The organism is Micromonospora sp. KC606, assembly GCF_004348675.1.
Taxonomy (GTDB): Bacteria; Actinomycetota; Actinomycetes; order Mycobacteriales; family Micromonosporaceae; genus Micromonospora.
The window spans coordinates 1-13,480 of record NZ_SMKN01000152.1; the positions used below are offsets into that span (position 1 = coordinate 1).

11 protein-coding genes and 1 pseudogene are annotated in these 13,480 nt (G+C 73.0%); 8 read left to right on the top strand and 4 right to left on the bottom strand.

The window, feature by feature from the left end; all coding sequences use genetic code 11:
• Window positions 1-66: 66 nt before the first annotated feature.
• The 6 genes and pseudogenes from E1193_RS23025 to E1193_RS23050 all read left to right on the top strand — a co-directional run bounded on the left by E1193_RS23025 (window position 67) and on the right by E1193_RS23050 (window position 5,329).
• On the top strand, window positions 67-1,032 hold the full coding sequence (locus tag E1193_RS23025; RefSeq protein ID WP_132185272.1) for a TIGR03885 family FMN-dependent LLM class oxidoreductase: 966 nt from the start codon (window positions 67-69) through the stop codon (window positions 1,030-1,032).
• Window positions 1,033-1,068: 36 nt separating this feature from the next.
• Window positions 1,069-2,035, top strand: a pseudogene (locus E1193_RS23030) (cation:proton antiporter).
• Entirely contained in the window at window positions 2,032-2,289 is a 258-nt protein-coding gene (locus E1193_RS23035) for a UBP-type zinc finger domain-containing protein (protein WP_132185273.1), read from the top strand. Before E1193_RS23030 ends, E1193_RS23035 begins: the two are co-directional and overlap by 4 nt.
• Before the next feature lie 227 nt (window positions 2,290-2,516).
• Window positions 2,517-3,356 (top strand): pectate lyase, encoded by an 840-nt coding sequence (locus tag E1193_RS23040; protein WP_243707834.1) that lies wholly within the window; start codon window positions 2,517-2,519, stop codon window positions 3,354-3,356.
• Window positions 3,357-3,512: 156 nt separating this feature from the next.
• Entirely contained in the window at window positions 3,513-4,700 is a 1,188-nt protein-coding gene (locus E1193_RS23045) for a snapalysin family zinc-dependent metalloprotease (protein WP_132185279.1), read from the top strand.
• Window positions 4,701-4,819: 119 nt separating this feature from the next.
• Window positions 4,820-5,329 (top strand): GNAT family N-acetyltransferase, encoded by a 510-nt coding sequence (locus E1193_RS23050; RefSeq protein ID WP_243707836.1) that lies wholly within the window; start codon window positions 4,820-4,822, stop codon window positions 5,327-5,329.
• A 150-nt stretch (window positions 5,330-5,479) separates the two neighbouring features.
• On the opposite strand, the gene E1193_RS23055 is transcribed toward E1193_RS23050, so the two are convergent.
• Window positions 5,480-8,080, bottom strand: a complete 2,601-nt coding sequence (locus E1193_RS23055; protein WP_132185281.1) for a glycoside hydrolase family 9 protein — start codon at window positions 8,078-8,080, stop codon at window positions 5,480-5,482.
• Window positions 8,081-8,321: 241 nt separating this feature from the next.
• On the opposite strand from E1193_RS23055, the gene E1193_RS23060 reads away from it, so the two are divergent.
• Window positions 8,322-9,047, top strand: coding sequence for a PP2C family serine/threonine-protein phosphatase (locus E1193_RS23060; RefSeq protein ID WP_132185274.1), 726 nt, complete (start codon window positions 8,322-8,324; stop codon window positions 9,045-9,047).
• A gap of 3 nt (window positions 9,048-9,050) precedes the next feature.
• Here E1193_RS23060 and hrpB read toward each other — a convergent pair whose 3' ends face one another.
• Genes hrpB through E1193_RS23075 form a run of 3 tightly spaced genes read right to left on the bottom strand, consistent with a single transcriptional unit; the run spans window position 9,051 to window position 12,727 of the window.
• Window positions 9,051-11,618 (bottom strand): ATP-dependent helicase HrpB, encoded by a 2,568-nt coding sequence (gene hrpB / locus E1193_RS23065; RefSeq protein ID WP_132185282.1) that lies wholly within the window; start codon window positions 11,616-11,618, stop codon window positions 9,051-9,053.
• Between the two features lie 25 nt (window positions 11,619-11,643).
• The gene (locus E1193_RS23070) at window positions 11,644-11,844 is read right to left on the bottom strand and encodes a DUF397 domain-containing protein (RefSeq protein WP_132185275.1); all 201 of its coding nucleotides are present in this window, start codon (window positions 11,842-11,844) and stop codon (window positions 11,644-11,646) included.
• Between the two features lie 40 nt (window positions 11,845-11,884).
• Window positions 11,885-12,727 carry a helix-turn-helix transcriptional regulator gene (locus E1193_RS23075; protein ID WP_132185276.1) on the bottom strand — a complete coding sequence of 281 codons (843 nt, stop codon included), beginning with the start codon at window positions 12,725-12,727 and terminating at the stop codon, window positions 11,885-11,887.
• A 116-nt stretch (window positions 12,728-12,843) separates the two neighbouring features.
• On the opposite strand from E1193_RS23075, the gene E1193_RS23080 reads away from it, so the two are divergent.
• A partial coding sequence (locus E1193_RS23080) for a GPP34 family phosphoprotein (protein ID WP_132185277.1) occupies window positions 12,844-13,480 on the top strand: 637 nt, incomplete at its 3' end.

The following is a 13,480-nucleotide window of genomic DNA, read 5'->3' on the forward strand; positions in this document are numbered from 1 at the left end:
GGTCGGGGCCGGCGCGCACACCGAGTAGCGATTGACCGAACGCCGTCATGGGTAGGAGTGCTGCCCATGACGGTGTTCGGCTTCCACGCCTCCCACGAACAGGTCCACCCACGGGAGCTGCTGGAGGCGGTGACCCACGCCGAGCGGGCGGGCTTCGGGGCGGCCATGTCCTCCGACCACTTCTCGCCGTGGAGCCAGCGGCAGGGGCACTCGGGTTTCGCCTGGTCCTGGCTGGGTGCCGCCCTCCAGGCGACGAACCTGTCCTTCGGGGTGGTCAACGCCCCGGGCCAGCGTTACCACCCGGCGATCATCGCGCAGGCGATCGGCACCCTCGGCGCGATGTACCCGGGCCGGTTCTGGGCCGCGCTGGGCTCCGGTGAGGCGAGCAACGAGCACATCACCGGCGACGGCTGGCCGCGCAAGGACGTGCGCAACGCCCGGCTGCGGGAGTGCGTCGACATCATCCGCGCGCTGCTGGCCGGCGAGGAGGTCAGTCACGACGGCCTGGTCCGGGTGGACCGGGCGAGGCTGTGGACCCGGCCGGAGGAGCCGCCGGCGCTGATCGGCGCGGCGGTGAGCGTCGAGACCGCGCGGTGGTGTGCCCAGTGGGCGGACGGACTGGTCACGGTCAACGCACCGGCGGAGCACCTGCGGCAGATGATCGACGCCTACCGGGGGGCGGGCGGACGCGGTCCGCTGTACCTTCAGGTGCACCTCAGCTGGGCGCCCGAACAGGCCGAGGCCGAGGCGATCGCGTACGAGCAGTGGCGCAGCAACGTCTTCGCACCGCCCGTCTGCTGGGACCTGGACACCGTCGAGCACTTCGACGTTGTCAGCGAGCGGGTGTCGATGGAGCGGGTCACCGAGGTGGTCAACGTCTCGGCCGACCTGGGCCGGCACGTCGGCTGGCTGGAGGAGTACGTGGCGCTGGGCTTCGACCAGATCGCGCTGCACCACGTGGGGCAGGAGCAGCGGGGATTCATCGACACGTTCGGCGCCGAGGTGCTGCCGAAGCTACGGAACGTCACCTGACACCCGCCCCTGGTGACGACCCTAGGCTCGTACCCCATGGAAGTTCTGTTCGAGGTCGTCGTCTTCCTCGCGATCGCGACGTTCGGCGCGGCGCTGGCGCGTCGCCTCGGTCTCCTCGCGCCGATCCTGCTGGTCGTCGTCGGCCTCGTGCTCTCCTTCCTGCCCGGTTTCCCGCAGGTCCGGCTCGATCCGGACCTGGTGCTGGTGGGCATCCTGCCGCCGCTGCTCTACGTTGCGGCCCTGGAGACGTCGGTGCCGGCGTTCCGGCTCAACCTGCGGCCGATCCTGCTGCTCGCGGTGGGACTGGTGGTCTTCACCGCGTTCGTGGTGGGCACCGTGGTGCACCTGTTCCTGCCTGACCTGCCGTACGCGATCTGCCTGGCGTTGGGCGCTCGGGCTCCAACTCCGCGAGGTCCTGAGGAACCTGGAGGAGCCGGCCGGCCGGCTGGTCGGGATCACGGCGGCAGTGCTGCTCGCGGTCCTCCTCGCCCGGTTCGTCTGGGTGTTCCCGGCCACCTACCTGGCCCGGTTGGTGCCCCGGATCCGGCGGAGGGATCCGAACCCGCCGGTGCAGGCGCCGATCATCATCGGGTGGGCCGGCATGCGTGGCGTGCTCACCCTGGCCGCCGCGCTGGGTCTGCCGCTGACGCTGGCCGGGGACCGGCCGTACCAGCGGGCGCTGTTCATCTGGCTGGCGTTCGCGGTGATCGTGGTGACGTTGGTGGCGCAGGGCGCCACCCTGCCGGTGGTGGCCCGCCGGTTGAGGCTGCCGCCGGACGACCCGGTGCAGGAGGCGCTCTCCGCAGCCGCGGTGCAGCAGCAGGCCAGCCGGGCGGCCCGGGAGCGGCTCGACGCGTTGGCCGATACCGTGCCGAAGGCGGTCGCCGAGCGGGAGGTGTTCCGGTCGGCGCGGGACGCCGGCCGCATATCCGAGGAGGCGCTGGTGCGAGCCTTCCGCGACCTGGATCTGGAGGAGTCGTTGCTGCGGCAGGAGGACGCATGAGCTGCCCACACCTAACCGGGGCCGGCGACGCCGCGCCGGAGACCACCGACGAGTGCCCGGGTTGCGTCGCGGTCGGCAACGACGACTGGGTGCACCTGCGATCCTGTCTGACCTGCGGGCACGTCGGCTGCTGTGATTCCTCTGCCTACCAGCACGCGACGAAGCACTTCGAGGCCACCGGGCATCCCGTGATGCGGTCGATCCAGCCGGGGGAGAGCTGGCGCTGGTGTTTCGTGGACGAGGAGATCGGCTGAGGCGTGCCGGCGGGGCCTGACGGGGGTCCCCCAATCTGCAGACGAGGGCATCCATATATTGACATTGCTCCATGGTTGGGGCTAGCTTCGTGATCAGGAAAGCCCTTTCCTCGGGAGGAGCTAGCAGAACCGCCCTCCCGCCGGAACGGTGCGCGCCGTCCCCCGCCGCCACAACCGGTCGACAGTGCGCCGTTCCGGCTCACCCCCCGGCACGAGGAGGAAGATCCGTGCGCACCACACCGCACCGCACCGGACGGGGGCGATGGTCCGTCGGCGTCGCCGTGCTCGCCGTTGCCCTCGTCGGAGGCTTCGGTCACCCGGCGACCGCCGCGCCCGCTCCCGACGACGCCGAGGCGGCGGCATCAGTCGCTGCCGCGGCCCCGGTAACCACCCTGGCCGCCTGGCCGTCGCCCTCCGGCAATGTCAAGGTCAACGCCACCATCCCTGTTCCCAGTAGCGGTCTCGACGGCCGGATGAAGCGCTACTACGGCGTCGGCGACGGCGGGCAGAGCGAGAAACAGGACCCGATGTTCGAGCTGGCCCCCGGGGCGACCCTGCGCAACGTCGTCATCGGAGCGCCGGCCGGTGACGGCGTGCACTGCAAGGGCAACTGCACCCTGATCAACGTGTGGTGGGAGGACGTGGGCGAGGACGCCGCGACCTTCACCGGCGGCAGCAGCTACACCGTCGACGGCGGTGGCGCCCGCTCCGGCTCCGACAAGGTGTTCCAGCACAACGGCGCGGGCACGGTGACCATCAGGAACTTCCAGGTGGAGAACTCCGGCAAGCTCTACCGGGCCTGCGGTAACTGCTCCACCTCGCACCAGCGGCACGTGGTGCTCCAGAACGTGACCGCCACCAAGGTCAAGACGCTCGTCGGCATCAACTCCAACTGGGGTGACACCGCCCGGTTCTCGAACATCACGGTCGTCGGGGACGGCAGCAGGAAGACCAAGATCTGCACCCGCTTCCAGGGGGTGAAGAAGGGCAGCGAGCCGAAGGAACTCGGCTCCGGCCCGGACAGCAAGCACTGCCTCTACAAGAGCTCGGACATCACCTGGCGCTGACGCCCGTCCGGTGGCCCACCGCGGGGCGGGCCCGTCCGGGCCCGCCCCGCACGGCTGCGTGGCGCGTGCCGCCCGACGTATGACGGATCCGGTATTAGGTCGACGAACGGCGACATGTTTAATATCAGCGAACATCGATTGATGGGAGGTCGGATGATCCGACGACGTCAGTTCTCACGTATGGCCGGAGCCCTGCTCGCCACGGTGCTGGCCGCCGCCGGCATGGTGGCGGTGGAGAGTACGGCAGCCTCCGCCGCGCCGCGAACCGTCTACTACGACGCGAGCCGGGCAGGCGAGTTCCGCACCAACTTCGACCGGGCCGCCGCCATCTGGAACAACTCGGTCGGCAACGTCCGGCTCGCCCCCCGCACGCCGGGCAACATCACCATCTACGTCGACTCGGGCTGGCCCCGGGCGCAGACGACCAGCCTGGGTAACGGCCGGGTGTGGATGGGTTGGCAGGCCGTCAACCAGGGGTACGACCGGACCCGCATCGCCACCCACGAGATCGGCCACATCCTCGGCCTGCCGGACCGGCGCACCGGCCTCTGCTCCGACCTGATGTCCGGTAGCAGCGCCCCGGTCTCCTGCACGAACGCCATCCCGAGCCCGGCCGAGGCGTCCCGGGTGGACGCGCTCTTCTCCGGCAGCTCGGCGACGCGGGCCGCCGAGCCGACCTACACCTGGACCGGCACGGACGTCGGCCCGTTCGTCGTCGGCGGCCGGCCGGCCAGCGAGAACTACCCCTGGATGGTGTACGTGTCCGGGTGCACCGGCACGCTGATCAAGGCCAACTGGGCGGTCACCGCGGAGCACTGCCCGACGCCCTCGTCGGTGCGGGTGGGCAGCAACAACCGCACCAGCGGCGGGACGGTGGTCCGGGTGACCCGGGCGGTCAACCACCCCACCATCGACGTGAAGCTGCTGCAGCTGGCCAGCTCGGTCAGTTACGCCCCGGCACCGATCCCGACCACCTCCGGCGCGGTCGGCACCGCCACCCGGATCATCGGCTGGGGCCAGACCTGCCCGCAGCGCGGTTGTGGTTCCGCGCCGACGGTGGCCCACGAACTCGACACCTCGATCGTCGCCGACAACCGGTGCTCCGGCATCAACGCCCCGTACGAGATCTGCACCAACAACACCAACGGCAACGCCGGCGCCTGCTACGGCGACTCCGGCGGCCCGCAGGTACGTCGGATCAACGGGGTCTGGAACCTGATCGGCGCGACCAGCCGGGCCGGCAACAACAACTCCACCTGCGCCACCGGCCCGTCCATCTACGGCGACCTCCCGTCGATCCGTACCTGGATCAACACCCAGGTCGGCGGCCTGCCCGTCGCCTGAGCGCGACCGTACGACCGGGGCGTCCGTACCAGCCGCAACGTTGGCACGGGCGCCCGCCCGCGTGCCGGCCGGCGAAAATCGGCTGGGCTCGAACCGGTTGTCGTGGTGAGGTTGGGACCGTGGAGCACATCAGGACCGCCGCGGTGGACGAACTCACCGAGTTGCAGCGGATCGAGGTGGCCTCCGGCGCGCCGTTCCACGAGATCGGCATGGTCGAGATCGCCGGCGCGCCGCCGCTGGACCTCGACACGCTCGGCGAGTTCCAGCGGGCTGGTCGCGCGTGGGTGGCGGTGGACGCCGACGACCGGCCGATCGCTTTCGCCGTGGTACGCCTGGTCGGCGGCTGCGCCCACGTGCAGCAGCTCAGCGTCGACCCGCGCCACGCCCGGCGAGGCGTCGGCCGGCGCCTGCTCGGTCACCTGGCGGCCTGGGCCGCCCGGGAGGGACTGTCGGCGCTGACGCTGACCACCTTCCGGAGCGTGCCGTGGAACGGGCCCTACTACGCCCGGTGCGGCTTCACGACACTGTCGCCCGAGCAGGTCGGCCCGGAGCTGGCGCGGGTGCTGGCCGACGAGGCGGACGCGGGACTGGACATGACCGACCGGGCCGCCATGCGCCTGCCGGTGTGACCATGCCGCCTGTCGCCGACACCGGGCGCAGAATGCGGCATGCCGCCGTCTCCCGACGCGGGGAGGGCGCGACATGCCGCAACTGGCGGCCCCCGCCCGGGATCCGCCCGGCCCCCGCCCGGGGCGTGGTGCCCCGGGCGGGGGTGGGTGTCAGGACAGGGCGCAGGACGCGCCGTTGACGGTGATCAGGTTCGGTGCCGGGCCGGCGAGCGTGCCGGGCCTGGCGAGCAGGCCGAAGGTCACGCTGCCGCCGGGCGCGATCTTCCCGTTGTACGACAGGTTCTTCGCCGTGACCGTGGCCCCGGCCTGGGTCACCTGGGCCGACCAGCCCTGGGTGATCTTCTGGTCGCCGGTGAAGGCGTACCGCACGGTCCAGCCGTTGATCGCCTCCGCACCGGTGTTGCGGACGGTGACCTGGGTGTTGAAGCCGTCCGGCCAGCTGCCGTGGATCTGGTACGTCACCGCGCAGGTCTGCGCCGGCACCGCCCCGGAGTCGCCCTGGTCGGCGAGGAAAGAGGCCAGCCAGGCCAGCGCCGAGTTCCAGTTGATCGCCACCTCGTTGGTCGCGTACGAGTTGATGTCGTCGACGTAGCAGAACATCGGCTTGCAACCCTTGAGCAGCCGCGCGGCGAACGGGTCCTGGAGGTCGGCGTTCGGGCCGCCGGCCAGCGACCCGGCCGGCGGCCTCGGCATCGACGTGTCGAGCTGGTGGCCGAAGATCCGGCTGTGCTGGTTGCGGGCGTGCTGCTCGCCCCAGCCGGTCACGAACGACATGTTCAGCGCGTTGCGCCCGAACAGGTAGTCCGCCGCCTGCACCGCACCGTCGCGGTACTTCGCCTCCCGGGTCAGGTCGAAGGCGGTGGCCAGCACGACCGCGTTGTTGATCACGTTGCTGGTGCCGCCCCAGACGTAGCCGTTGGCGGGCATCGGCAGCCCGTACGCCTGGGCGCGCAGCGTCGCCAGGTACGCCTCGGCGGCCTCGGTCACCGAGGCGCGGAGGCGTACCTTCTCGGCCGCCGGCAGCCCGCTGGGCACGGTGGCCAGGTCGAGCCGGCCCAGCGCCGCGACGCTCTGCCAACCGAAACCGGTGGCGGCGAAGACGTCGCCGGTGTGGTGCTTCGAGGCGGTCACGTCGGCCAGGTAGGTCTTGTCGCCGTAGGTCAGGTACAGCTCGGCCGCCGCCCAGTAGAACTCGTCGGTGACGTCGGTGTCGTCGTACGGGCCGCCGCCGACGCCGCTGTTCGGGGCGTACACCTCGGGGTGGGCCTTGGCCGCCGCGTAGGCGGTCTTCGCGGCGGTGCCGCAGCGGGCCGCGAAGGCCGCGTCGTAGGGCGCGAAGAGGCGGGCGCACTGGGCGGCGACGGCGGCCAGGTTGAGGGTGGCCGCAGTCGACGGCGGGTGCAGCTCGCGCGGCTGCGGGTCGTCCTCCGGAGCCAGGGGCAGCCCGGTCCACGCCCGGTCGTGGATCTTGTGGTGGGCCATCCCGGCGAGCGGCTTGCCGGCCGGCACCTGCATGCGCAGCAGGAACTCGATCTCCCAGCGGGCCTCGTCGAGGATGTCGGGCACGTCGTTGCCGCGCTCGGGCACCCGCAGCGTGGAATCGCCGAGCGCCGCGCCGCCGTCGGCGGTCTCCGCGGTCTTGGTCCGCTCGAACGTGTTCAGCAGCTGGTAGGTGGCGATGCCGCCGTTGACGACGTACTTGCCGTGGTCGCCGGCGTCGTACCAGCCGCCCCGCACGTCGAGGGTGTAGTCGCAGGCGCCGGCCGCGCAGGGCACCTCGGTGTCGCCCTGGTTGGGAGCCACCCCGAGGTGGCCGGCCGGGCGGGCGTACTCCTCGCCGATCAGGCCGCCGTCGATGGCGATGCCGCTGCGCTGGGCGTAGAAGAACTGGAGCGCGTCGGAGCGCAGCCGGTCGTACACGGTGCCGGATATGTCGAACGGGTGGCTGGTCTCGCCGTCGGCGACCAGGGTGTAGCCGGTGCCGGGCGTGCGGTGGGCTGAGAAGTCGATCGTCTGCACGTGCTGCCCGGATGCCTCGTCGACCCCGCGTGGGGCGCTCCGGCCGCTGGCCACCACCGCGCCGGAGGCGGAGCGCAGCTCCCAGTCCAGCGGTTCGGTCGCCTCGGTCACCACCGTGGCGTTCTTCGGTCCGCCGGGTAGGTAGCCCACCTGGTTGACCCGGACCCGTGGCCCGGTGTCCGGCTCGTACGGCGGGGCCGCCTCGCCACCGCGCAGCGAGACGTTGTCCAGGCAGATCCGCTGCGCGGCGGCGCCGCCGCCGACCTGGAAGATCAGCTGGGCGCTGGGATTGTCGTCGGGGACGGTGACGGTCTGCTCCACCCGGGTGGTCTGCGGCCCGGCGGTCGCCGCGACGGTGGCGTACGCGGTGTAGGGGGCGCTGCCGAGTTGGAGGACCGCCTTGACCGACGTGCCGGGGTCGGCGGAGATGTCGAAGCCGAGCCGGTACTCCGCGCCGGCGTTGAGCTTCACTCCGTCGTGGCCGATGCCGGCGTCCCAGGGGTTGGCCAGGCCGCCCGGCACCTGCGTGCAGAGCCGGCCGTCGGACACGACGGGGGTGCCCGTGCCGTAGGTGAACCAGGGCGACAACCCTTCGCTGAAGTCGCCGTTGCTGATCTGTTCGGGCGCGTCCGGGGGCACCTCGGCGTGCGCCACGCCGGCGCCGGCGGCGGTGACCGCCAGGGTGGTCGCGGCCAGCAGCGCGAGGTCGCGCCGGCGGCGTCGGGGCAGGATCACGGGGGATTCCTTTCCGGGGACGAAGAGCGGTGGGGCACACGGGAGCGCTGCCTGGGAGCGCTCCCAATATCAGCCAGATGTTCCCAGCGTGTCTCGCCCCTGTCAATCGATCCAACTGGATGAAACCATCTCCGTCCGCCACCGGGGAAGGCGAGCGGCAGTGAGATTGCCCGCGCCACGCGCCGTCGAACTGATCTCCTAGAGACAACACCGGCCTTCGCCTGGCAGGCTGCCTCCCATGACCCTGAAGCTTCGTTCCGTCGGGACGAGCGACCGTGGGCTGATCCGCAGCGGAAACCAGGACGCCCTGCACGCCGGTGTCTGGCTCGTCGCCGTCGCCGACGGCATGGGCGGGATGGCGGCCGGTGACCTGGCCAGCCGGATCGCCATCGACGCGATCGCCCCGCTGGACGTGGAAACCCCCGAGGACGCCCTGGTGGCCGCATTGCAGAGCGGCATCGAGCTGGCCACGGAGCGGATCCGCCAGGCGGTCGCCGAGGATCCGGAACGGCAGGGCATGGGCACCACCCTGACCGCCCTGCTCTTCGCCCGGACCGGTAGCTGCCTGGCCCTGGCGCACGTCGGCGACTCCCGGGCCTACCTGTTCCGGGACGGGACGCTCAAACAGATCACCCGGGACGACACCTTCGTCCAGATGCTCGTCGACCAGGGACTGATCAGCCCGGAGGAGGCGGCCAGCCACCCGCGACGGGCCGTGGTCACCCAGGCGTTGCAGGGCGAGGAGGTGTCCCCGGCGTACGCGACCATGGTGCCCTGGGCCGGTGACCGCTGGCTGCTGTGCAGCGACGGGCTCTCCAACGTGGTCCGTCCGGACACCCTCGCCGAGGTGCTCGCCGAGACCCCGGACCGGGAGCACTGCACCCGCCGCCTGATCGACCTGGCGCTGCGCGCCGGCGGCCCGGACAACATCACCGTGGTCATCGCCGACGTCGTCGACGAGTGAGCGTCAGCGCCGCCGGGGCGTGGTGTGCCGGGTCGGCGCGGCGGTGGCCGGATCCGCCGGCCAGGGGTGGCGTGGGTAGCGTCCCCGCAGCTCGGCCCGGACCTGCGCGTACCCGCCGCGCCAGAAGGAGGCCAGGTCGGCGGTGACCGCCACCGGCCGGCCGGCCGGGGAGAGCAGGTGCAACAGCACCGGCACCCGACCGTCGGCGATCCGGGGCGCGTCGGCCCAGCCGAAGGTCTCCTGGAGCTTCACCGCCAGCACCGGCGCGGCCGGGTCGGCGTAGTCCACCCGGATCCGCGACCCGCTGGGCACCTCGATTCGCTCCGGGGCCAGCTCGTCGAGGCGGGCCGCCGCCCGCCACGGCAGCAGCCGGCGTAGCGCCGCCGCCACGTCGACCCGGGCCAGGTCGGCCCGGCGGCGGGCGGTGGCCAGCTCCGGGCCGAGCCAGTCGTCGACGGTGGCGAGCAGCGCCGCGTCGCCCACGTCCGGCCACTCCCCGCCGAGCGCCTGGTGGCAGAACGCCAGCCGCTGCCGCAGCGCCCGGGCCGCCGGTGTCCAGCCCAGCAGCGCCAGCCCCTCCCGGCGCAGCCCGTCGCGCAACGCGCGGGCCAACAGCTCCGGCCCCGGCCGGGCGAGCGGTCGGCTGACCAGCTCGATCGCGCCCAGCCGGACCACCTCCCGCGTCACCACGTCGCCGTCGGCCCAGCACACCTCCCGCTCCTCGCGCAGCAGTGGCCGGCCCGCCTCCCGCGCCGTCGCCTCGTCGACCGCGGCGGCCAGCCGGATCCGGGCGGCCGGCGCACCGGGAGATCGGTCCGCCACCGCCACGGCGAGCCAGTCGGCGCCGGCCAGCGCCGTCCCCGCCGCCAACTCCGCCGCCGTTCCGCCCGCCATCAGGTACGACGAGCCGCCGGACTGGCGTACCCGGGCGAGCCGTTCCGGGTACGCCAGTCCGGCCAGCAGCCCCGCCGCCAGGTCGTCGGGCAGCCACTGTCGGCTGCCGTCGACCGCCTCGACCGCCCCTGGACCCGCCCCGCCGTCGTGTCCGGCGGCCTGTCCGCCGTCTCCGGCGGGTAGGGCGGCGCGCAGCCGGCGTACCTCCGCCCGCCAACGGGCGGTGACCGTGGGGTCGCGACCGGAGCGCACCCGCCGCCAGGCGGTGGCCAGGTCGTCGTCCCGGCCGGTCAGTCCCTCCTCGGCCAGCAGCGCCACCAGCTCGGCAGCCCGGTCCGCGCCGACCCGCGCGGCGCCGTCGAGCAGCGCTCGGGCCAGTCGGGGGTGGATCCCGGCGGCGGCGATCGCCCGACCACGGGCCGTGATCCGACCGTCGGCGTCGACCGCGCCGAGGGTGGTCAGCGTCTCCCGGGCCACGGCCAGCGCGGCCGGCGGCGGCGGGTCGGGCAGGGCCAGGCCGGTACCGGCCGGGCTACCCCAGCCCGCCAGCTCCAGGGCGAACCCGGTCAGGTCGGCGGTGGCGATCTCCGGTTCCGGCTGCGCCGCCAGCCGGTCGTGGGCGACCGCCGACCAGCACCGGTAGACGTACCCGGGGGCCTCCCGGCCGGCCCGGCCGGCGCGCTGGGTGGCCGCCGCCCGGGACACCGGCACGGTGACCAGGGCGCCGAGCCCACGGGACAGGTCGGTACGCGCCACCCGGCTCAGCCCGGCGTCCACCACCACCCGCACCCCCGGCACGGTGAGGCTGCTCTCCGCCACGGCGGTGGCCAGCACCAACCGGCGGCGCGGCGCCGGCCGCAGCGCGGCGTCCTGCTGCGCGCCGGACAGCCGGCCGTGCAGCGGCAGGACGGCCACCCGGTCGGCCAGGTCGGCCAGCCGCCGGGCGACGGCGGCGATCTCACCCGCGCCGGGCAGGAAGACCAGCAGATCCCCGTCGTGTTCGCGCAGCGCACGCCGGACGGTCGCCGCCACGTGGTCGAGCAGGGCCGGGTCCACCCGGCCCGCGCCGGGCGGCGCGACCGGCCGGGGCGGGGGTGCCCAGATCCGGGTCACCGGGTGCAGCGCCGCCTCGGCCCGCACCACCGGGGCCGGCCCGTCGGTGCCGAGCAGCGCGGCGTACCGGTCGGCCTCAGGGGTGGCGGACATCGCCAGCAGCCACAGGTCGGGGCGGAGTGTGGCCCGGGCCTCCACCGTGAAGGCCAGCGCCAGGTCGGCGTCGAGCTGTCGCTCGTGGACCTCGTCCAACACGACGGCGCCCACCCCGGGCAGGTCCGGGTCGTGGTGCAACCGACGCAGCAACAGCCCGGTGGTCACCACCTCGACCCGGGTGGCCGGGCCGCCGCGCCGCTCGCCGCGTACGGCGTACCCGATTCGTTCGCCGATTCGTTCGCCGAGCAGGTCGGCCATCCGGCGGGCCGCGGCGCGGGCGGCGACGCGGCGCGGCTGGGCGACCAGCACCCGGCCCGTCACCCGGCCGGCGACCGCGAGAGGGGCGAGGGTGGTCTTGCCGGTGCCCGGGGGTGCCACCAGGACGGCGGCACCCCCGGCGGACAGGGCCGCGACCAGCGTCGGGAGCACCGGGCTGACCGGCAGCGTGAGGGAGACGTCGGAGAGCACGGTGCCCACTGTGGCACCCCGGCGGTCAGCCGGGGCGTACCGTGTCGATGCCGGTGACGAAGGCGGCCCAGGCCGACTCCGGGAAGGCCAGCGCCGGGCCTGACCGGTCCTTGCTGTCCCGCACGGCCACCCGGGCACCAACGGCGGCCACCTCGACGCAGTTGCCGTTGCCGGTGCTGCGGGTGCTCGTGCGCCAGTTCGCCCCGGACAGGTTGAGCGTGATCATCCCCGTACCTCACGTTTTCCGTGAGCGTGCCGCCAAGCGGTCACGCAAAGTGACGAGAAGCCTCCTTCAGGCGGGCTACGGAGTCCGCCGGAGACAGTGCCAACCGGCACAGCTCCTCGTGCACCAGGCTATACCCGTGGACGTGCGCGGCCTCCTCCAGCGCCAGCCCCATCGTGAGATTGTCCAGGTAGACCACGGATGCGTCGGCGGCGTCGGCGAAGCTGAGGATGACGTACGGGGAGCTCATCGCCGGGTGCCCACCGGCCGAGAACGGAAGTACCTGAATTGTCACGTTGAGTGACTGAGCTGCTCGGGCCATGTGGGTCAACTGCTCCGCCATCACCGCCGGCCCGCCCACCGGCCGCCACAGCACCGCCTCGTTGAGGACCACCGACAACTCGACCGGGTCGTCCCGGCGCAGCACCTCCTGTCGGCGCAGCCGGGCCGCCACCTTGCGCTCCAGCCCCTCCTCGCCGGCGGTGCGCCGGTACACCTCTCGGGCGTACGCCTCGGTCTGGAGCAGCCCGGGCACCGCCTCCGCCTCGTACGTGCGCAGCCTCGCCGCCTCGGCCTCCAGTCCGACGTAGAACTCGAACCACTCCGGCAGCACGTCGCTGTAGTTCTGCCACCACCCGCGCTGCTGCGCGTCCCGGGCGATCTCGATCAGCGCCTCCGCGTCCGCCCCGGTGACCTGGTAGAGCGCGAGTGCGGCACGGACGTCGCGCGGCTTGATGCCGATCTGGGCGTTCTCGATGCGGGAGAGGTTGCTCTTGGACATGTCGAGCTGGCGGGCTGCCACGTCCAGGGTCATTCCGGAGCGCTCACGCAGCTGGCGTAGTTCGCGGGCGATCCGGCGGCGGCGAACGGTGGGGCTGGCGGTCACCCTCCGAGTCTGTCACGCCAAGATCCGCAGGTCGCAGGTGCACGGAGTGCAACCGGCGAATCCGGGAGTTGCATCATGCGCACAGTGCGTGCATCCTGTCACCCGGCGTCGATCACATGTGGACTCACCGCGTTGGAGGCTCGTTGCTCATCGCTGACGAGTTCTTCCTCATCGCCCACAACGACAGCCGGGGCAAGGCGAAGCTCCACCCGGCAGCGACCGGGCTGGGGCTCGCGGGCGCACTCCTCGGCGAGCTTGTCCTCTTCGGACACCTCACGGTGGCCGACGGCAGGGTCACGGTCATCGACCGGCGTCCGCCGGCCGACGCGCTTGCGCACACGGTGCTCGACCAGTTGATCGGCGAGCCCCAACACCAGGAGATCCGCACCTGGCTGGCATTCCTGGCCCAGTCGTCCACCACCTCGGTGGCTGAGCGGCTGGCCCGGGCGGGCGTGCTGCGCCGACAGGAGACCCGGCGGCTGCTGCGCACCAGCATCAGCTACCTGCCGATCGATCTCAACGCGGTCGCCTGGCCGGCCACCCGGCTGCGGGCGCTGCTCGAACGGCCGGAGCCCCCCGCCGTGCCGGACGCCGTCCTGCTGGGCCTGGTCGCTGCCGCCGGCCTCGGCCGGGAGGTGTTGTGGAGCGCCACCCCCCGCGCCCACCACCGTCTCGGCGTGCTCGTGCCCGCACTGCCTCCCCCGCTGCGTGAGCTGGTCGCGCACACCGAGGCCGCCGTCGGCGCGGCCGTGT